The organism is Pseudomonas mediterranea CFBP 5447, from assembly GCF_000774145.1.
Taxonomy (GTDB): Bacteria; Pseudomonadota; Gammaproteobacteria; order Pseudomonadales; family Pseudomonadaceae; genus Aquipseudomonas; species Aquipseudomonas mediterranea.
On record NZ_KN322961.1, the window covers coordinates 64,385 to 81,814 of the forward strand.

The 17,430-nt window shown below is 54.7% G+C and carries 23 protein-coding genes; 9 read left to right on the forward strand and 14 right to left on the reverse strand.

Annotated elements, in window-relative coordinates; genetic code table 11:
* The first annotated feature begins 101 nt into the window (after positions 1–101).
* The 3 genes from N005_RS01060 to N005_RS01070 all read left to right on the forward strand — a co-directional run bounded on the left by N005_RS01060 (position 102) and on the right by N005_RS01070 (position 1,283).
* Positions 102–356, forward strand: a complete 255-nt coding sequence (locus N005_RS01060) for a DUF6555 family protein (RefSeq protein ID WP_041022040.1) — start codon at positions 102–104, stop codon at positions 354–356.
* A gap of 153 nt (positions 357–509) precedes the next feature.
* A complete protein-coding gene (locus N005_RS01065; RefSeq protein WP_047698615.1) occupies positions 510–740 on the forward strand; it encodes a hypothetical protein in 231 nt (76 codons plus the stop codon).
* A 117-nt stretch (positions 741–857) separates the two neighbouring features.
* Positions 858–1,283 (forward strand): hypothetical protein, encoded by a 426-nt coding sequence (locus tag N005_RS01070; RefSeq protein WP_047698617.1) that lies wholly within the window; start codon positions 858–860, stop codon positions 1,281–1,283.
* Here the strand turns inward: N005_RS01070 and N005_RS01075 are convergent.
* Both N005_RS01075 and N005_RS01080 read right to left on the reverse strand, forming a co-directional pair.
* Positions 1,280–1,507, reverse strand: coding sequence for a PLD nuclease N-terminal domain-containing protein (locus N005_RS01075; RefSeq protein WP_047698619.1), 228 nt, complete (start codon positions 1,505–1,507; stop codon positions 1,280–1,282). The genes N005_RS01070 and N005_RS01075 overlap by 4 nt on opposite strands.
* A gap of 104 nt (positions 1,508–1,611) precedes the next feature.
* Positions 1,612–1,797 (reverse strand): hypothetical protein, encoded by a 186-nt coding sequence (locus tag N005_RS01080; protein ID WP_047698620.1) that lies wholly within the window; start codon positions 1,795–1,797, stop codon positions 1,612–1,614.
* A 280-nt stretch (positions 1,798–2,077) separates the two neighbouring features.
* Here N005_RS01080 and N005_RS01085 point away from each other — a divergent pair, with 280 nt between their 5' ends.
* The 4 genes from N005_RS01085 to N005_RS27725 all read left to right on the forward strand — a co-directional run bounded on the left by N005_RS01085 (position 2,078) and on the right by N005_RS27725 (position 5,394).
* Entirely contained in the window at positions 2,078–2,440 is a 363-nt protein-coding gene (locus tag N005_RS01085; RefSeq protein ID WP_047698622.1) for an NUDIX hydrolase, read from the forward strand.
* An 846-nt stretch (positions 2,441–3,286) separates the two neighbouring features.
* Complete coding sequence (locus tag N005_RS01090) at positions 3,287–3,496, forward strand: hypothetical protein (RefSeq protein WP_047698624.1); 210 nt, start codon at positions 3,287–3,289, stop codon at positions 3,494–3,496.
* A 168-nt stretch (positions 3,497–3,664) separates the two neighbouring features.
* Entirely contained in the window at positions 3,665–3,961 is a 297-nt protein-coding gene (locus tag N005_RS01095) for a hypothetical protein (protein ID WP_231983237.1), read from the forward strand.
* 584 nt (positions 3,962–4,545) lie between these two features.
* Positions 4,546–5,394 (forward strand): hypothetical protein, encoded by an 849-nt coding sequence (locus tag N005_RS27725; protein ID WP_052126341.1) that lies wholly within the window; start codon positions 4,546–4,548, stop codon positions 5,392–5,394.
* Positions 5,395–5,671: 277 nt separating this feature from the next.
* On the opposite strand, the gene N005_RS01110 is transcribed toward N005_RS27725, so the two are convergent.
* The 8 genes from N005_RS01110 to N005_RS01140 form a co-directional block, all read right to left on the reverse strand.
* A complete protein-coding gene (locus tag N005_RS01110; protein WP_047698628.1) occupies positions 5,672–6,181 on the reverse strand; it encodes a lysis system i-spanin subunit Rz in 510 nt (169 codons plus the stop codon).
* A complete protein-coding gene (locus tag N005_RS01115) occupies positions 6,178–6,600 on the reverse strand; it encodes a cell wall hydrolase (protein ID WP_047698629.1) in 423 nt (140 codons plus the stop codon). The genes N005_RS01110 and N005_RS01115 overlap by 4 nt, the downstream gene beginning before the upstream one ends.
* A gap of 66 nt (positions 6,601–6,666) precedes the next feature.
* Positions 6,667–7,341: a hypothetical protein gene (locus N005_RS27910; RefSeq protein ID WP_081993202.1), complete on the reverse strand. Its 675-nt coding sequence runs from the start codon at positions 7,339–7,341 to the stop codon at positions 6,667–6,669.
* A 319-nt stretch (positions 7,342–7,660) separates the two neighbouring features.
* Entirely contained in the window at positions 7,661–10,753 is a 3,093-nt protein-coding gene (locus N005_RS01120; RefSeq protein WP_047698631.1) for a TipJ family phage tail tip protein, read from the reverse strand.
* Between the two features lie 60 nt (positions 10,754–10,813).
* Entirely contained in the window at positions 10,814–11,419 is a 606-nt protein-coding gene (locus N005_RS01125) for a tail assembly protein (protein ID WP_047698632.1), read from the reverse strand.
* A 41-nt stretch (positions 11,420–11,460) separates the two neighbouring features.
* Entirely contained in the window at positions 11,461–11,883 is a 423-nt protein-coding gene (locus tag N005_RS01130) for a hypothetical protein (protein WP_047698633.1), read from the reverse strand.
* Positions 11,884–11,981: 98 nt separating this feature from the next.
* Positions 11,982–12,788, reverse strand: coding sequence for a KilA-N domain-containing protein (locus N005_RS01135; RefSeq protein ID WP_047698635.1), 807 nt, complete (start codon positions 12,786–12,788; stop codon positions 11,982–11,984).
* The gene (locus tag N005_RS01140) at positions 12,785–13,843 is read right to left on the reverse strand and encodes a BRO-N domain-containing protein (protein ID WP_231983238.1); all 1,059 of its coding nucleotides are present in this window, start codon (positions 13,841–13,843) and stop codon (positions 12,785–12,787) included. The genes N005_RS01135 and N005_RS01140 overlap by 4 nt, the downstream gene beginning before the upstream one ends.
* A 270-nt stretch (positions 13,844–14,113) precedes the next feature.
* Between N005_RS01140 and N005_RS01145 the strand changes: the two genes are divergently transcribed.
* On the forward strand, positions 14,114–14,560 hold the full coding sequence (locus N005_RS01145) for a helix-turn-helix domain-containing protein (protein ID WP_047698637.1): 447 nt from the start codon (positions 14,114–14,116) through the stop codon (positions 14,558–14,560).
* 94 nt (positions 14,561–14,654) lie between these two features.
* Here N005_RS01145 and N005_RS01150 read toward each other — a convergent pair whose 3' ends face one another.
* On the reverse strand, positions 14,655–14,852 hold the full coding sequence (locus tag N005_RS01150; RefSeq protein ID WP_231983281.1) for a hypothetical protein: 198 nt from the start codon (positions 14,850–14,852) through the stop codon (positions 14,655–14,657).
* 55 nt (positions 14,853–14,907) lie between these two features.
* The gene (locus tag N005_RS01155; RefSeq protein ID WP_047698641.1) at positions 14,908–15,336 is read right to left on the reverse strand and encodes a hypothetical protein; all 429 of its coding nucleotides are present in this window, start codon (positions 15,334–15,336) and stop codon (positions 14,908–14,910) included.
* Positions 15,337–15,517: 181 nt separating this feature from the next.
* Between N005_RS01155 and N005_RS28625 the strand changes: the two genes are divergently transcribed.
* Positions 15,518–15,775 carry a hypothetical protein gene (locus N005_RS28625; protein WP_144402600.1) on the forward strand — a complete coding sequence of 86 codons (258 nt, stop codon included), beginning with the start codon at positions 15,518–15,520 and terminating at the stop codon, positions 15,773–15,775.
* Positions 15,776–15,905: 130 nt separating this feature from the next.
* Here the strand turns inward: N005_RS28625 and N005_RS01160 are convergent, their stop codons facing one another.
* Positions 15,906–16,679, reverse strand: coding sequence for a C40 family peptidase (locus N005_RS01160; RefSeq protein ID WP_047698643.1), 774 nt, complete (start codon positions 16,677–16,679; stop codon positions 15,906–15,908).
* A 19-nt stretch (positions 16,680–16,698) separates the two neighbouring features.
* Entirely contained in the window at positions 16,699–17,382 is a 684-nt protein-coding gene (locus N005_RS01165; protein WP_047698644.1) for a phage minor tail protein L, read from the reverse strand.
* Between the last annotated feature and the right edge of the window lie 48 nt (positions 17,383–17,430).

Below are 17,430 nucleotides of genomic sequence, written 5' to 3' on the forward strand. Positions count from 1 at the left end.
GGATCTGCCGCCTGACGTGTCTATTTCGACCGTCTGGAAATCCGATTGAATTTTCCGAACGCCTCCGCATCCATCCGTATAGGACTAATTAGGGAGGATTTATGGGCGGGCCATCGCTTTACATCATCGACTACATGCTCCATGGCGAGCCCAAGTCATTCATCATTCGAGCCGAAGTGATGAATAACTCCGAAGCTTGGCATTGGGCCAGTTGCGACGCGGGTGTCGGGCGCATACCCAAATTCGGCAGGGAGAAGGTCAAGCGGGTTACCAAACCTCTTGCAGAGAAGTACGGCATTACCGACGTGCGCTGGCGGGCGAGCGTCGCGCCCAGTTGGATCAAGGAGTCAGGCTGATTCCATGACCTTCATTCATTCGGCGCGCCGGCCACTCGTCGAGCGCCGGATGCCCGGCAAACCCGCAATAACTCAACTACGCTTTAAACGACCAGCACGACCCGCCCGTGGCGGGTCTAGTGCTGCCTCATCAACCCTGAATGGAGGTGTGACATGTCCGAAAAAGAGTCCATCACCACCCTGCTCACCCTGCTGGAATCGCGCCAGACTCGCCTGACGGCGGCTTGCAAGGAAATTGCCGACTGGGTCGACCACAATGGCGGCCACCCGACCGCCGTACGCATTCGGGATCGCCTGAACGATATCGATAAGGACGTTCCATCGATCCAGCATGCGCTGTCATCCCTCAAGCCCATGGAACGGCCCTTGCCCAAATTCCGCTAACGCCTGGCGTCAGCCGCGCGGCTCCTGAGTTCTACCGGCTGGAAAGCCGATGGAACGCGCACTCCTTTTGCGCCTCGATATTGATAGGTGCAAAAAAACGCGAAAAGGAGAGCCACCATGAATACCAGAATCCTGTTACTGATTGCCTGTGCGAGCCCTGCCACCGTCATGGCGCAGGGCTGCGACGTCATCACTCGGGCCCAGAGCCAGTCGGTTCCAGCCGTCGAAACCCATGCCTGTTACGAATACAAGGGCATGCCGGACGGAGCCATCGGCTGGTCATGCAGCAACGAAAACCAGACAGCACTCAGCACCCAGAAAGCGCAGGTCGAACGCTGTGCCGAAGGATATGTAGCGACCTGCCAGGCCAGGCTCACTCAGGAAACCCTGGCGAACCCTCGCTCCACCAGCAAAGACAGCAGCGGTGGATCGGTCAACATCCCCGATCAAGCGCAGATCACCTGGTACTACTATGGCGTCGAACAGTTGCAGCAAGCGCAAAAAGACTGTGAAAGCACCGGCGGTCGCTGGAAGAACCGTTAGCCCTTGCTGTGTTCCGGCGACGACGGGCCTTCCTTGATTCCCCGAGGCCCGGCCACGCCCCAGATGATCAGACCCAGCACCGGCAGAATAATCAGCAACAAGGCCCACCCTGCCTTGGTCCCGGCCGACTTGTCACTGCGAAACACACTGACGATCGCCCACAGGTCAACAAGCAATAGAAGTACCGCAACAGCGATCCAGAAATAACTGGCTAATTCAGACATGACCCAATCCTCGTTTTGATGGCCTGCACGAATCAGCTACACAGGTCACTGTTGATTAGGCACAGGCACTTCGGGTCCGTTCAAAGAATCTGTCGTCGGCAGGTCTATGAACGCTCGTTCAAATAGCCGATCCATCGTTCATAGGCTTCATGCTGGCGGCGCACAGCCTCTTCCCAAGCCGCCCCGGACATCTGATGGGCACAAATAAGCGTCATCATTTCCGATGTCGCCGAGTCGAGCTCCACCAGGAGCTCATGGGATTTGACTTTGAAATCTTCAACAGTAGTCATCTTTCCTCTCTCCCCGCTGCCTCAGGGGTCGGCCATCCACCCAACATGGATACCTTTTTTTGGATCTGATTCATTTTTGGCGATGGCCGGTCATGGAAGCAGCCAGCGCCAGCCTGCCCGCCACACGAGTAAGCAGGCAGAAAATGAAGGCAGTCTTTCCCGCAGCGCTGCGGTCGTAAAGGTATGAGCCGACGAGCGTTGCCCGGGAATGTCGATGACGCCAGACGCAAATATTTCAGTTATATTTCATTTTAATGACAGTCACTGAACGAGCATGCCGATGAAAATCCGAGCGACCGTCATCTGTGAGGAAAATCGCCACATCTTGCTGGTACGCAAACCCAACAGCCGTTGGGCCTTGCCGGGCGGTACCATCGAGCGCGGCGAAAGCCATGCCGATGCAGCCCTCAGGGAACTTGCAGAAGAAACCGGACTGGGCGCCGAGAACCTGCTCTACCTGATGCGCATCAGCGATGGCGACACCCTGCATCACGTGTTCGAGGCTTCAGTCAGCGACATCGGTGCAGCGAGGCCACAGAACGAGATCAGTGATTGTCTCTGGTACCCGCTGGACACCATTGCGCAATTGCAGATGAAGAAAGGCATGCGAGAGATACTTGAAGCGTTCAGGCGGCGGTTATGAGAGTCTTCGACACCACTCGGTAAACTGAGCGCAAACAAAAAGGGTTGCTTGAGATATCTCACGCAACCCTTTGTTTTGTATGGTGCCCGAAGCCGGAATCGAACCGGCACGCCCTTACGAGCGGGGGATTTTAAGTCCCGAGAGGAAATCAATCAGGATGCGGCTTCCGATAGGTTTTCTGGTTCGCAATCGTGCGCAAATGCCTGCCATACAGCCCAATGTTTCTGCATGCCTGTAAATAATTGCGGACCAGAAAATGTTGCAGATTTCGACGGCTGATTGACGACTCCGCAGATGCAACGGCCGGACGGGTTATGCCGATGTTGCATACATCACACTCGCCCAGCAGGCAATCAGAACCGAGGTGCCGATGACGAGTCACAGGTATGTCCATCGTGGATAAGCAAATCGGAATCGCACTACCCAGGAGACTGACATGACCAAATCAAGTGGCGGATCAGGAGGCCCCAGCACGGGCGGAAAGTCTGGCGGATCGAAAGGAGCACCTGTTCCCAATCTGCCAAGCAAGACCGGGAACCCATCAGGTGGCGGCCGTGGAAATGCGGCACCGAAAGGAAAGTGATTACGATGCAACCGGCGCCCGCGCTTAGGCGCCGGATCGTTGTCAGCCCACCACCGTGTCAAGGTGACCATAAAACCTGCGCAACCGCTTGATCTAAAAAGGAAAACAGGTGTCATTGAGTAGGTAAAAAACAAGCATATTGCCCCATAAGAATCAATAACTTAGCGTTGGATATTCCTACAGTATTCCCTCTCCTCTCCGGCGTCATGGCTCCCGAAAATCCCTACCCTGCTACGCTGATCTCTACTCAGCGGGAGTCAAAAATGCACAACCTCGATCTGCTTCCCCAACTGCTTTCCAAGATCAACGAAAACCAGCTTGCGCTCGAGGCAGCCATCATGGAGTTGTCTAACTGGGTCGCTCTCAACGGCTCGGCCGTGGTCGCTGCCAATGTGCACGGCGCCCTGGATACACTCGTTCAGAATGATGAGTTCATCAAAATGGCCTTGGCGGTAATAAGCTCTCCCGACTGACAGCACGCTGCTCGTCGGCGAGTCCTCACCGGTTTCCTAGCGCCTCGATTACTGTATATCCAAACAGTAAAGCTTGAGGCGTTACCCGTGGATCCGCTAGACATAGAAGACACCGACGATTGGTTGGGCTGCCCTACTCCTCTGGAGATGTACAGGCACTCCTGCCTCATGCTGGAGAACGAAGTGCAGGAGCTGACCACCCAGCTTCGCAAGGCTCGCCAGGATATTTTCGGCTTGATAGAAATGCATGCAGCCGAGGCTAAAGAGTGCGCCCGACTTCGGGCTGAGCTGGCAAAAATCAGACGGAACCTGAGCGATCAGTACCGGGAAAATACGAAACTCGCGAACAGCACTCGGTCGGAACTCTTGGGCCAGGACGCCCTAATAGCTGAATTATACAAGCGGCTTAAGGTCTTTGAGGGTGATCGCCTTCCGGATATGCGAACAGGGAAGAATCGATCCTGACCAGCCCCGGAGAACTTATGTGCGGACGTCTCTCGCAATAACCGGCATCCACGACTTCGTGGCTGGGTCGGTCATGTGGTCCGGGACCTTTGTCGATACCCTGGCGCCCCCGGAGCGGTACAGTGCAGCGCCTTCGCAACTGCTCGCCCTCTTCCACCAGGAGGGCGACGATTTGTACGCCGAACTAGTACGCTGCGGCTGGAAGTCGTACAGGGCAAAAGATCGGGAAGCACCGATGATGCCAGAGTAGAGAAGGTCACCCACGGCCCACTCTTCCGCGCGAACTGGCCGCACCAGGCGATAATCGGCGACCGAAATACGGTTTGAGTGGGTTGACGAGGACGGACCAACAAACAGCCTTACCTGATTAGGCAAATGGAGCAAGCGCCAAGCCACTCTGCCGCCATCGGCCAGTATCCGAATGAAGTGCGCGATGTCGGCGAGGCAAACAGAACGAGCTCATAACTCAATCCATCGCCTAGACTTCCCATACAGGGTTGAGAGATAGCGTATACAGAAAGCTTTGTGACCCTCATGTCATATTCTAAAATTTATCAGGCATACAACCACATGGAAGAGCCACAATGAATAGGAATATTATCGTTATACATCCTTTCGAAACAGAAGAAGACACTCAATTTTCCGACACCAAAAAAAACTGGAATAACGCACGCACCGCAAAAAGAAAAATCCTATATGAAGAAATACGAAAGGAGATACAAATAGAAGAAAAAGAACCTGCTGACTCAGACTCCGACGACGAACCATCCTTAAAACACAAAAAAAGACAATTACACAACCAAATCACCGAGCAAAATATCAAAAAAGTCAAAATAGATTCGAGCGAGCGAATTAATTCAATAAAAAACCACTACACAGACTATCGCTTCATCAATGGATCAGACATCAAGTCTACAAACCAAAGAATCCGTACAAAAGCTGAATCTACTATAAGCTCAGCAGCTTCGTCCTTTGATACAATATACATTCTGGGTCACTGCTCCATTGGAGAAGATTCGATCTCATCTATCGACAACGACAGCAGAATAACCGCAAAGGAATTAGCCGACTTTCTGAAAGAGGCAGGATTAAAAACTAGTTACGCCGGAAAAATTAAAATATATGGCTGCTATTCTGGCTTGGGAATATCAGCGGAAAGTAAATCCTTCGCAAAGAGATTCAGCGAAGAGATGAAAATATTAATGTTTCACAATTGTAGAGTCCAGGGTTATACCACTTATGTAGGAAACTATTTCAAGGGCCATAAAATCGCCTTCACTGGCAACGAAAAAGAGTTAGATCAATTTCAAAAACTAGACAGCACCATAATGAAAACTCACGATTTCGAAAGAAGACAATTATTGGAAAAGAAACTAGATAAAGGACTAAAGAAAATATCAACCCGCTCTAGCAATAAAATAGTAGACGTCTGAAGACATTGCAGAAAAAACCAACAGAAATCACCATAAGATCTGAACTGCGAGAGGCTCTAAGAGATTAACGCACATACATAGCTGGTCCACTGGCAGTTCTCCGGTCGTCACTCCCAACTGCTTCAGGCTTGCTAGTCTCTCGCACACAAGCTTGACATATTCCACGGCAATCAATTGCTGATCAGACACGGTTTTAGCCCTGAGCCAACTACTGAATTCGGTACTGGATGGCCAAACAGCCAACTGTTCGTCCTAAATGTGCTTGCGCCGAACTTTTTCAGCGAGAATTTTCAAGCACATAATTCTGGCATGCCTTCAGCGCGATCAGCCCCCGGTCGCCGTCGTCGGTGATGGCGACAATTCTTTGAGCATGCGCTGGGTCAAGTTGGGCTCTTGCTCCTCCATGAACCACGCCGACGGCGCCGGCAGTGGCAGGCACTGCGCTGCAACTGGCTGGATCCTCGAGGAGGACTGACAGCCGCAAATCAGAAGTGGCAAGGCGATCGCGCAGACGAGCCTGATTGGTTTGAGCATCGCTCAGTTCCTTGAAGTGGGTTTGTTCGCTGGCTGATAGCCGCTGCTCGAGCGCGAGGCGTTTGTCCTGCTCGGCTCGGGCCTGGGTGGCGGCTGCGTTGCTGATGGCGGTGAGGTCATCCTTGTGCAGGCCGGCCTGCTCCGCCAACTGCTTCCCATAACGCCAGTCCTGGACTTTCCAAGCTGCAACGAATGCCAGCAGCACGGCCACCAGCAAGCCGACTGCCCAGGCCTTCCCACCCACGGGGTTCATGGCACGTCCTTGAAGAACAGGTGATTGCCCAGACGCAGGGTCTGCTTCGCCTTCGCCGCCCAGGCCGGTGCCTTGATGCTAGTCGCGTAGTAATGCGTGGCGCCGCCGGTTGGATCGGGCACCGCACCATCGATCACTTTGTCAGCAGCGATCCGGCATTGCGCCAACTCGCGGAACGGGATCTCCTTCACACCGATCAGGAACTGATAATTCGGGTCTGTCTTGTTCCAGCAACTGAACTGGTATAGCGCCTGGCACACACCGGCATATCCCTCGCCCCACCAGGACTTGGCCCGGCCATCTTCCACCCTGTTGCGGATGGCCCAGGCCACAGCGATCTGGCCAGCCAGCCCTTCGCCGCGGGCCTCGCCCCACAGCGTGCGGGCCAGGGTGTCGCGGTCTTTCTCGGATACGGTCATAACTTTTCTCCAGGCAAAAAAATCCCGCTCAATGGCGGGTTTCGTTGGTTGATCTAAATAACGTAATTAGAGCTTGGCAAATACAGCAGGTAGAAAGAATGCAAATGGATTTGAAGAGCCGACCGTTAATGCATAAAGATTCCCTCCAGAGAAATCCCACCAACAGTAAAGCTGCCTATTTTGCACTCCATCATCAAGCATAGGCATGCCAAATGTATTAATCAGCATAAACTCACCAACAGGAAAATTAAACGCAACTCGATAATAGTTTCTGGGAAGCCCCGGACCTGTGTAGTCGGTTTTTACATAGGTCCAATTTTGAAATGATCGTGTAAACCTCGCATAAGGCGTGCCGCTATCAAAAAGCAGCTTCGAATCACCGTCCCACAGCCTCATTCCGAAATCAGCCAAGGCTGTCGCAGCAAATCCACAGGCAAAATAGGATCCATTGGGCTGGAGCGTATTGACATCATAGGCCCGAACATAAAAACCGGTCCAGGCTCCAGGGGAGCCGATCACACGCATCTGGCACAAACCAGCTATACCGCTGCTACCAGACGGCCTTATAAATACAAGTGGTGGTTCTTGGCTCGTTATTGTCCTAGGAAATGTGGTTGCCGATCCAAGTCCAGACTCTTGGTTAGGGACATATACACCCTTCGCAAGTACCACTAGCCGCGTGAATTCTGAATCAACAGTCACGACATCACTACTATTTGTGTACTGTAATCCATATGACATCATGAGAACCTTATCACAACAAGTCGCATTATTGTTCCGGTGGTATTACTGTACTGCTCGCGACCTCTTATGTAGCTATATACACGAACAGCACCTGTCAAAACTTGCGTCTCAAGCTGCATGTCAACATTCATATTGTAGTTTCCAATAGGTACGACAAACGCCGTGCCATTGGTAGGAGTCAGCCCAGGAACCGATATTGTTTGATAAGAGATTGAGTTCGACCCCTTCACAATCCCACTGTAAACAACTCGCATCGTGAACGAAGTTTCATCAAGCGTTACGTTTCCGCTCTCATCCCAGATTTGCAGGCCATAACTCATGCCGATAGATCTCCGAGCTGCACCCGTTTAACACCGTTTTCGTCAAAAACCTTGATGGCGCGATTGGTCATGGTCAGTCGACCGCCTCCGGGCGCTGGCCCGTTGAACTCGAGATTCCCTGCTTTGTCCAGGCGCCATCCTTGAACGCCGGCGACGTAATTATCCGATTGCAGGTATTGGCCGATCTTCAGCATGCTGATGCTGCCGTCACGGATGAAGGCGGTATCGATGTATGCCGCACCGCCTTGAATCACGAATGGATAGAACACATTGGTGGTGTTCGGATCGACCACGGCGAACCGGCTGGCCGCGATCAGCACCTGGCTGGTGATGATCCCCTCGTCATTCTCAACGCCAATGCCAATGCCGGCCAGGTAAGGCTTGCCGTCAACGGTGAGCTGGGTCTTGATGCTGTACATCGCAGCGAGCTCGGTTTTCAGTGCCTCAACTTCAATCTGAGCGCCGCCACCGGAATCGATTTTTTCCAGCAGATGCTGACTGAGCTGTGTCTCCGTGATCTGGTCGTTGAGGTAATCGAGTATCGGTCCTGCATCCGCTGACGACTGCCCGAAGACGGGACCGAAGAAAGCACCTACATTGCCGATTCGATCAACCAGGCGAGCCCAGAAGAAGAACGTTTTTCCGGAGGCCAGCCCCATGATCGTCAGGTCGGTCTGCGGATATGCGTAGTCGCCGAACTTGATCGCGTTGCTGATTTGGTTTGTCTCGCCGTACCAGATCTCCGTCCGCTGCAGATCGGCAGTGTTCAACTCCTGCGGGATCCCCCACTTGAGCTTTATGCCGAACACAATCGAGTCAGCAGTGAACGTGGACACCACCGGAGGCGGCGTCGTCTTTCCGTTCAGCACTGTTTCCTCGGATGTCGCGAAAATCGACCCAATGTCGAGCGAGTTGATCGCCCTAACCTTGGCAACATAGCGGCCGGCATAAATACCGCTCACCTCGATTGAGGTGGTCCCGGTGCGGCCCGCGAAGATCCAGTCACCATCGTTCTTGCGCCAGTACACCTCATAGGCAATCGCCGCCTCCGGCTTCTCCCATGCGATTGTCATGACGCTGACGGCGCTGCCCTGGTCCACAAAGTGGTCATTGCTGACCGTCACGTTGGTAGGCGGTTTTTGAACGCTGGGGGGAATCACGGTGATTGGCGGGCGCTCGATTCGGCTGCCGTTGTCGATTGCGTCATATTTGCTTGAGTTGTGCCGGACAGCGCTGATGGTGAACTTGATGTCTGTATCCGAAAAATCCTCAATCACTGACATGACACGGAACTGCTGCACCGCCAGCGTCGGTGAGTCGATTGCCCACATGGAGTGTTTCGGCGGAAGGTCGTCGAGCTCTTCGCTCAGCACCACCTGCTGAACCTCAGAGGGGAAGCCAGTGGTGTCGAAGGTCAGGTTCCCGTTGTCCCAGGTGATGCCGGTACTGTCCCAAGTCAGCGGGTAACCCACAGACTGGATTGAGCGGGACACAGCCTTGCCGTTGGGCATGATCAGGGTAATGGTATCGCCCGGGAAGGCGGAGACATCAGCATCAAGAATCAGCGTGTCCAAGGTGGCAGAGCGTAGACGGCCACCAATGCGCCGGCCTGCCCGATCGTTATCGGCGACGCGGATAATTTGCCCGGGGCGGGCCAGGGTTCCGTCCAGGCCGACCGAGAATCCAACGCTTTCGGTTTCCAGGCGGTTGGTGAGTAGTGCCCATTTGCCAATCCTTTGCGCCTGTGCCTGGGAGGTGCAGCCTGTTGCCGTGATCTCGGTCTGTTGGATGCCATACCGGGTGATCCCCGCCTGATCGTCCACATACTCAACCTTCTGGCGGTAGAAGTCGGCCGGGTCGTTCCAGCTCACCAGGGCAACAGTGTAACGAGTCTTCTTGGCCGATCCGGTGTAGCCGAATTTGCCATCGATGACGTTGGCATTCGAGTAGGTGTAAACAGGATCTTCGGGAATATCTGCCACGGCCATCACCGAGCCGGCAGCCCAGTACGCCATGCCTCGGAACGTGGTAGCCAGGTCCTGAAGCACGCGCAACGCATCGGCGCGCACGGACAGATACAGGTTGCAGGTGAAGCGCGGCTCTGTGCCGCCTTTGCCGTCTGGAACAGGTTGATCGCAGTACTGCCCGATTCGGTACAGCTCCCACTTGTCCACCTGTGCGGCATTCAGCAGGTGGCCGAGGCCATAGCGGTAGTGCAGCAACAGGTCGTAGAAGATCCAGGCAGGGTTGTCAGTCCAGGCGCTCTTGAAGCTGCCATCCCAAACGCCGGCATAAGCCCGGGTTTCCGCATCGTAGTTGCTCGGTACCTTGATGATCCGACCGTACCAGTCGCCCGAGCGGGTTGGAATCGACTGAAACTGCGAGGCGTCGAATTGCAATCCCATGAGCGCTGAGCCTGGGTACCGCAACTTCGCGTCGATGATCTCGGTAATGGCGTCGACATTGGTGGTGTCAGCAATAGCGCCACTGGTGGAGTTGGCGGTCAATCGAACAACCCGCACGGTCCATCCACTGGCTGCTTCAGGGAGATCCACACGGTGCGAACGCTCATATTTCGTCGAGGTCTTGCCGCTGAAGGCGGCAGTCAGCACAGGAACGAATGGCCCGCCGTCCGTGGACAACTCGATCCGGTAGCGGATGGTGTAGCCATTGGTGTCGCCATTGGTCGTGTTGGTCTGCGCCAGCCGCGGTACCGAAAGACGGATACGTACCGCTGATAGCTGCAGGTTGCTGATCGCCCGCACCCATGGCTGGTCGGAGCGAAGCTCAACGCCAATTCCAATCTCGCTTTCCACAGCAGGGAAGCCAGGAATATGCAGTTGGTCCTGACTACCGGTGCGCACGTCCAGGGTCACACCGCTGAAGTTCAGGCTGCCATCCGCGTTTGCCAGCGGCGTCTCGTCGAGGAATACCGAGCGCATGCCATTGACCAGGCCCCGGATCTCCCCTTCGCTGACCAGATCAAGGATCCGCGCAAAAGCGGTGCTTTGCAGATTGTCCGGCGCCTCAACAGACGGGCGCGGCTTTGACTCTCCGCCCTTGCTGCCGGCGATAGCTAAGTTGGTCATGGCTTTCCTTCAGGCGAAAAAAAGCCCGCTCAGTGGCGGGCTGTGTGGCGAGGGTGAGGGTTACATCTGGTCTTCGGAGTAGATACCGGCGCTGACAACGGCGCTACCGACGATCATGCGGCCGTAGAGCAGCGGCACGCAGCCACCCTGGACGCTGGTGTTGACGGCACCATTGAAGCTGTAGCTCGGCCGGTTATTCGGGCTGTCCTGAGTGCCCAGGCCTTTTGCTTGAGGGCTGAGCATTTGCACAACTCCCCCGATAGCCATAGAAGTGCCAGCCGCATAGAGAAATGGTGATGCTGCGGCAAAAGGCGTGAATGAAAGCACGTAAGCGGCAGCGATCATTACTGTGCCGATGATCGTCTGCAAGCCACCGGCACGCTTCGATCCGACAATTACAGGGGAAATACTGATTACTTTGTTGCCTGTAGGCTTCTGCAGATCATCCTCGCCGATGTTTTTTTTGCCGTTGAACACAGCAAAACAGAGTCCTTTATCTCGGCTTTCCATCATAAATTTTTCGAACCCAGGGTACTGCGATCTGAAATAGCCCATGATGTCTGCCCAGCCGCTGCTGGTCGTCATCACATGCTTTCGCTTACCGGTGATCTTGGCTAGCGGGCCATAGACCATTACTGTCTGCATCTTCTCTGCTTTGCGACTCATGCTTTTCTCCAGGCGATAAAAAACCGCCCGAAGGCGGTCGCTCAAAGTGTCGTAGGAAGTATGTCTATCTGCCCGTCGCCACCAGTAAATATTCGGTATTTTTTGACCGTGCCATCTTTCACGATCGCTTCGCGCTCAACTCGCTCGGCGCCCATGGCACAAATGCCAGAACCGGTATACGCCGCTCCCACCGAGACGGAGTCAGGCGGCAAATAGAAAGATGCCTTCTGCCCAGGGTCCAGCTTCGCGGCCTGCTTGCCATTGATGAAAATTGCCATAGAGCAAAGGCTGCCGGTTTGCCCTGAGTCGCGGATTACCTGGAGGGTTCCGTATGCACCAGAGGGCTTGGCCTGGTACGCGGAAAGCTGGCCGGCCGGCGCCTGGACTGCCTTGCTTGATGGCGTTGGGGACGTTGCACACCCTACCAACAAAGCAACAGCTACCACGCCTACGAATAATTTCATCTCGGTCCCTCGCTTGGATTTGAAACGACTTTAGCATTCGGCGAGGGAAGGACCAAAACCCCGCTTATGCGGGGTGATGGCCTGAACGATAGGGCGGTTTAGCGGGTGACGCCGCCGGCAATCACCGAAGGCATGTCAGACCTGAGCTTTTCAGCAAGTCGCGCAAGCATTTCCTGCACCGACTCCTTCCAAAGGATCTGCTGGACCGGCTTTCCGTCGCTGTGTTTCTTGCCAGTGTCGGTAATGACGACGAACAGCTTGCCGTCGGGCGTCACTTCCCAGCGCTTCTTGCCGGGCTTGTAGATCACCTGATGTTGAAGGCCGCAATCAGCCAGCAGCTTGTTCATGCTGATCGCGCTCACTCCGAACTTCGCACCAAGCTCCGTCGGCGTGTAGTTCAGCTCCTGCGATTCATTTACCAAGCGTTTCACACCGGCCATTTCCATCAGATCAACGCCGATGGCTGATTTGACCATGTTGTTGGCGCACAACATAGCTTGATTGCCCGCAAGACCCAGGCTTTCTGCGATGCGCTTGGCCGCGTCAAGATTTTCGGCAGCGATTGGCAGACGCTTCTCCTGTGGGATCACATGGTCATTTGCGGCGACAGTGTCGAATGTGCGAATCACGTGAAGGCTGAAAACTGGGCTTACCCACATGGCATAGGCGTAGACCAATTCTTTGCAGGCGTAGGTTCCCGGAGCCCTACCGCCTCTGACTACCCTCAAAGCCGGAATTCCGGCTTTGCCGATTTCGTCGACCAGATCCTGAGCCTGCTGATTCTCGACCCATCGTGAAGGTCGGTGACGATCCTCCCCGCCAGCAGCCTTATGAAAGTCATTCAGGCTGAACCGACCGTCCTGATCCTTGTGAATCTCGATGCCTGCAATCATAAGCGCGCTCATGCTGCTTCCTCCTCGCTGATTGCATAGCGATGAGGCTCTTCGATTGCAGTGCCAAGACCTTTCACGAAAGATTCGAGCTGGCGCAGCTTATTCCGGTAGGTGCGAAGCTCCCACCATGCCCCATCAACGTTATAGCCTGCCTCTCGCAGCGCATAGAGGATGGATTCGCACGGAGTGCTTTCGCCTTTCAAGTCGCGCAGATCATGAATCGTCACCTCGAGCCAAGCTTGGTTGCTTCCGCGGAGCTTAACCATTTCAGGTCGGCGCTTCGCAAGCGCCTGGACCGGAAAATGAATTTCCAGAGCAGACTTATCGTTCTGATTTGCCTTGCCAAGATACTCGCCTTCAATTGCATAGTTGGCCACAAAGTTGGCTGCGGCGTCGAATTGGGAGCGCGGGATCAGCTCAATTCGCGGAACACCGAAACAAGCATGCACTGCGGATGCGAGCTTGGCAGTCGCGCTACGCTGATGCTCGGCATCCAGCTTGGCAACTCGGCAACGCATCACATTGCTAAGCCTCAGCGCGCCCGACTTGCCGAGCAGATCGTCGACCATCGGCACCATCACACCCTTGGAGTCCTCATAACGACCGTACTTACGAATTGCTGGCAGCACCTCAGCAGTCACCCACTTCTTGAAGCGTTTGGCTTCAGCCTTACGGCTTTTGAAAATCAGCGCATAGAGGCCCGATTCGCTCACAACCAGCATTTCCTGAGAGCCAGAGGAGGTATTGACAGTGGCAATACCCTTCTCGTCTTCATCCAGGCCGTCAGATTCACGGTCGGCCCGACCGTTCACGGCAAGGGACACGTTGCCGATCCCCAAAGACGCGCAGACATCTGCCGCCACGAACCAAGGTTGATTATCAATCAGTAGCGTACGAACCGGCTTCGATTCGAAACGGAATGGGATGACATTGTTAGCCTCTGTGCTAATATTCGACATGACGATTTCTTCCTCGAAGTTGATCTCGTTTCCCGAAGCCTCAGTGTTCCCGCACTGGGGCTTCTTCGTTTTCAGGCTGCTGCCTGCTTGCTTTGTGCTTCCCGCCATTTCAGCCCCTCCTCAATCAGAAGGCCAAGCTCAGCGTTCAACCTGCGTCTATTTTTTCTGGCTTCTTGCTCAGCCTGCCCCTTAACAGACAAATCCAGGCTCAATGGGTACCGCGCTTTCTTTTCGCAGATCATCGTTACACCTCCTTGCTAATCACTTGATATCATTTGGCATCATTTTAGGTGTCTAGTCAACATCATTTGACATCATTCTCTTGCAGGAAGAATGTTTCCCGAACATCATGCCTCCATACGAGACTATGGAATCACCATGCATCACCCGAAAGGCTTCCCCTCAAAGTTAGTTCGCTTGCGTGCAGACGCGGGAATGACGCAGCGCGAGCTCGCCAAGGCCAGCGGACTCAGCGTTCCGCAGATCAGTCGGTATGAAATGGGCACGTCCAAACCGCGCATGACAGCCCTAGTTAAGCTAGCTGCCGCGCTTAATAGGGACGTTTCAGAGCTTGTCGATGTTGAGGATCAGCCGGAAATTACTGAAATAAGCCTTGTATCCGAGGATGAATCATCCATACCAATAGCTTTGCCAAAGGAAACTTATGAGCGCCTACAGCAAGAAGCCAATGAGTATGGTGTTTCGCTTGATGTAATGCTTAGCGCGGTGATTCATTGGCATCATTCACTGCACACTGGCAATGTGCTCACTCTAGAGGAAGCGTTGGAAAAGGCCGTCGCCGAGCTTGAAGCTTGGCCAGGATGAGTGTCAGTTCCCAATCACGCTTCCTATACGCATCCTAAGTAACGCACCTAGACATTAGAGTAGTGGCCCTCGACCTCCAAAATAATAGGACCGATCAACCTACGTCCCGGTGCCGCCAGTAGCTGACCGTGACCCCAGTCCAGTAGCCGCCGAACACGTCCCGCTTGCTGTTGGGGTTGTACAAGTGGTGCAGGATCGAACCCGGCGCCGGATGGTGCTCGGGCTCAGTCTTAAGCACCCCGTCGGCCAGGTACGCCCCCGCATGGTTCGGTACCGGCGACCGGATCTGCATCAGCACCAAGTCACCGTGCTGCAGTAGCCTGGTACCGGTCGAGCGACCAGAGCGTTCAGGCCTCCAGCTTCGGCCAATTGAATTTGTAGTTGAGAGGGGGCAACTCGAAATGCTGAGCTAAATAAAGCGCAAGCATCTCGCCTTCCTTGGCGTACGCCGCTGATTTATCAACGGTCGGGTACCAACTGACCCATAGCGTTTCCAGTGGAAAAATAGTTTCGAAGGAGGAGCTGCTAAATCGCCAGCCGGCCATATGCCCAGCTACATCACGATCTTTGGCACACCTAACAAAAGCCGAAAGTCTGCGCCTCAAATTGACTGATTCACCGATAGTCAGTATGCCGTTCTCGTCGACGCCGACAGCACGGTTGATCGGCCGATCCGCGCAGATCAAATAAGCACCAGGTGCTGCCGGTGCATTTTTGAAATGATCAGTCAGCTTTAACCATTCAGGCTCCCAGCCTTTCCAGCTACTCATCTTCATTGGTGCCTCCCTAGTTGAAGGCAAAACGATATCATAACTGGACGAATCCCCAGTAACGCCCCGCTTCGCTCCAATAGTAGCCTCATGCCTTCATGCAATGGATTCTCCCAGTCCTTTGCCTGCAAGCCCAAGGACTGGGAACTGCGCCAATTTCGGCGCGCTTGTGACCGTGGAGGTCAATGTGAGTGATTTACCAGCAGGTTTTTCTGATCGAGATGCATATACGCTTGGACTGCTCCGCACAATTCAATCGCTAACGGCTGCCGTATGTTGCGATTCAAAAATGCGGGCAGTCCTTCAGGATCGACTTGGAGAGTCTCTACAAAAAGTGGATTCGCGTTATACGGACCCAATGATTGCTGCGTACCGTGGACCAATTCTCAACGTGCTGGATGTCGTTAAGCAGGTTAACGATCATATCGCGAGCAAGAAATCCTGAAGCTCATTCCCTGTGCAATAAGGTAGTCAATTGAGCTTTGCGTGGCGCTAACACCTTGTGGTCTGGCGCCACCTTTCGACTGATTGTTATCGGTAGTTTTCTTCATAGCTCCCTCCAGGAAAATACAGTTTCAATTCGAAGGTGCGCTTCGGTGCCGCCAGTAGCCGACTGTTACCTCAGTCCAGTAGCCGCCGTACACATCCCGCTTGCTGTCGCGGTTGTACAAGTGATGCAGGATCGAGCCCGGCGCCGGGTAGTGCTCGGGCTCGGTCTTCAGCACCCCGTTGGCCAGGTACACGCCTGCATGGTTCGGTACCGGCGATCTGATCTGCATGAGGACAATATCGCCATGCTGTGGTGCGGATACCCTCTCGAAGCCGGCGGCGGGCAGGTTCTCCAGATACAGATTCCCGCCCTTGTCCCACCAGCCGTCCTCGCGCTCGTAGTTGCCCAGGTCAATTCCCATCTCGCGACGGTAAAAGTCCAGGATGATGCTGAGGCAGTCGTGCACGCCGTGGACGAACTTCCGGCCGATCAGAGGCGCCTCATATCCAACCGGCGCAAAGCTCACCATTTCACCAGCACGCACTATCCCGTCACCACCCTTGCGCACCTCCAGGATGTACCAGGGCAATTCTGAGGCTTCACATGAAACGCGGTCCGCTTCACTCGGCGTGGCAGGGTAATCCGGATGGCTGTGCACCACGGCCAACACATGGCCGCGATCCTCGGCGGCGGCATAGTCCTCCGGCGCCAGGCGAAAGTGCTCGCTGGGCGTCGAGGCTGTATTTCGACACGGCACGTACACTTCTTTGCGCCCTTCGCGCACCAGCAGCCCGCAAGCCTCGCGCGGATACTCGGCCAGGGCATGGGCCTCTACTGCCGCTCTGTTTGACTTGTTCATGGGTTCACTCGCTGAGGCGTTATTGCCGCAAGAGGCCGGCGGCGGGGAAAGAGCCGTAAGGCAGTGGGTTGTTTTCACCGAAGCGAAGCTTGCAACTGGTCAGGCGGCCGCCGCATTTGTCTTTGGCTGCGTCAGTGACAATGACGTCGTTCTCGTCCGCCACGGGCGGCCCGTTGTAGCCACAGTACGGCCCTCGGTATCCACCACATGACAGCCACCAACAGACGTTCGCCACAATTTGCCGACGAGGCAATTGCACTCCAGCGAAGTCCAGCGCGGTTGCCAGTTCGAACTGAACGACCTGGTTGTCCTCCGAGGACTTGCGCTCGACGTACCAGATGTCTGGTGGTAGCTCTTCGTCTGGGTCGGCTTCGGGCTGGCCGTCCAAATACTTGCCCAGTGTGCGATGGCGAATCAGCTTCGCTCCGACCAGATCCTCGAAGTAAAGCACCAGGGCCGTGATGAAGCCGCCAACGTTGCCCACAGAAAGCGTGGGTGTAGGCTGGGCGCCCTGCCCTGTCATTTCGAAGCCCTCAGCTTTGATCGGCCACGGCGAATACTCCTGTCCCTGCCAGAAAATTGAGGACTGTTGCGGGTAACCGTGGAATCGGTAAAGCTCAGCACCAAGAATCGTGGCATCGAGCTCGAAAAGCTCCACCCACGCGCCCGGCTCCAGAGTCTGGATATCAGCCGTGATCGGCATGGAATTTCCTCAGAGAAACACCCTTGCTGGGTGCCGGTGTTCAGAAGG

Bases quoted from the DNA above. Each gene is read 5' to 3' on its own strand.
- N005_RS01060 (WP_041022040.1), top strand. From the start codon at position 102: ATGGGCGGGCCATCGCTTTACATCATCGACTACATGCTCCATGGCGAG.
- N005_RS01065 (WP_047698615.1), top strand. From the start codon at position 510: ATGTCCGAAAAAGAGTCCATCACCACCCTGCTCACCCTGCTGGAATCG.
- N005_RS01070 (WP_047698617.1), top strand. From the start codon at position 858: ATGAATACCAGAATCCTGTTACTGATTGCCTGTGCGAGCCCTGCCACC.
- N005_RS01075 (WP_047698619.1), bottom strand. From the start codon at position 1,507: ATGTCTGAATTAGCCAGTTATTTCTGGATCGCTGTTGCGGTACTTCTA.
- N005_RS01080 (WP_047698620.1), bottom strand. From the start codon at position 1,797: ATGACTACTGTTGAAGATTTCAAAGTCAAATCCCATGAGCTCCTGGTG.
- N005_RS01085 (WP_047698622.1), top strand. From the start codon at position 2,078: ATGAAAATCCGAGCGACCGTCATCTGTGAGGAAAATCGCCACATCTTG.
- N005_RS01090 (WP_047698624.1), top strand. From the start codon at position 3,287: ATGCACAACCTCGATCTGCTTCCCCAACTGCTTTCCAAGATCAACGAA.
- N005_RS01095 (WP_231983237.1), top strand. From the start codon at position 3,665: ATGCTGGAGAACGAAGTGCAGGAGCTGACCACCCAGCTTCGCAAGGCT.
- N005_RS27725 (WP_052126341.1), top strand. From the start codon at position 4,546: ATGAATAGGAATATTATCGTTATACATCCTTTCGAAACAGAAGAAGAC.
- N005_RS01110 (WP_047698628.1), bottom strand. From the start codon at position 6,181: ATGAACCCCGTGGGTGGGAAGGCCTGGGCAGTCGGCTTGCTGGTGGCC.
- N005_RS01115 (WP_047698629.1), bottom strand. From the start codon at position 6,600: ATGACCGTATCCGAGAAAGACCGCGACACCCTGGCCCGCACGCTGTGG.
- N005_RS27910 (WP_081993202.1), bottom strand. From the start codon at position 7,341: ATGTCATATGGATTACAGTACACAAATAGTAGTGATGTCGTGACTGTT.
- N005_RS01120 (WP_047698631.1), bottom strand. From the start codon at position 10,753: ATGACCAACTTAGCTATCGCCGGCAGCAAGGGCGGAGAGTCAAAGCCG.
- N005_RS01125 (WP_047698632.1), bottom strand. From the start codon at position 11,419: ATGAGTCGCAAAGCAGAGAAGATGCAGACAGTAATGGTCTATGGCCCG.
- N005_RS01130 (WP_047698633.1), bottom strand. From the start codon at position 11,883: ATGAAATTATTCGTAGGCGTGGTAGCTGTTGCTTTGTTGGTAGGGTGT.
- N005_RS01135 (WP_047698635.1), bottom strand. From the start codon at position 12,788: ATGAGCGCGCTTATGATTGCAGGCATCGAGATTCACAAGGATCAGGAC.
- N005_RS01140 (WP_231983238.1), bottom strand. From the start codon at position 13,843: ATGGCGGGAAGCACAAAGCAAGCAGGCAGCAGCCTGAAAACGAAGAAG.
- N005_RS01145 (WP_047698637.1), top strand. From the start codon at position 14,114: ATGCATCACCCGAAAGGCTTCCCCTCAAAGTTAGTTCGCTTGCGTGCA.
- N005_RS01150 (WP_231983281.1), bottom strand. From the start codon at position 14,852: ATGCAGATCCGGTCGCCGGTACCGAACCATGCGGGGGCGTACCTGGCC.
- N005_RS01155 (WP_047698641.1), bottom strand. From the start codon at position 15,336: ATGAAGATGAGTAGCTGGAAAGGCTGGGAGCCTGAATGGTTAAAGCTG.
- N005_RS01160 (WP_047698643.1), bottom strand. From the start codon at position 16,679: ATGAACAAGTCAAACAGAGCGGCAGTAGAGGCCCATGCCCTGGCCGAG.
- N005_RS01165 (WP_047698644.1), bottom strand. From the start codon at position 17,382: ATGCCGATCACGGCTGATATCCAGACTCTGGAGCCGGGCGCGTGGGTG.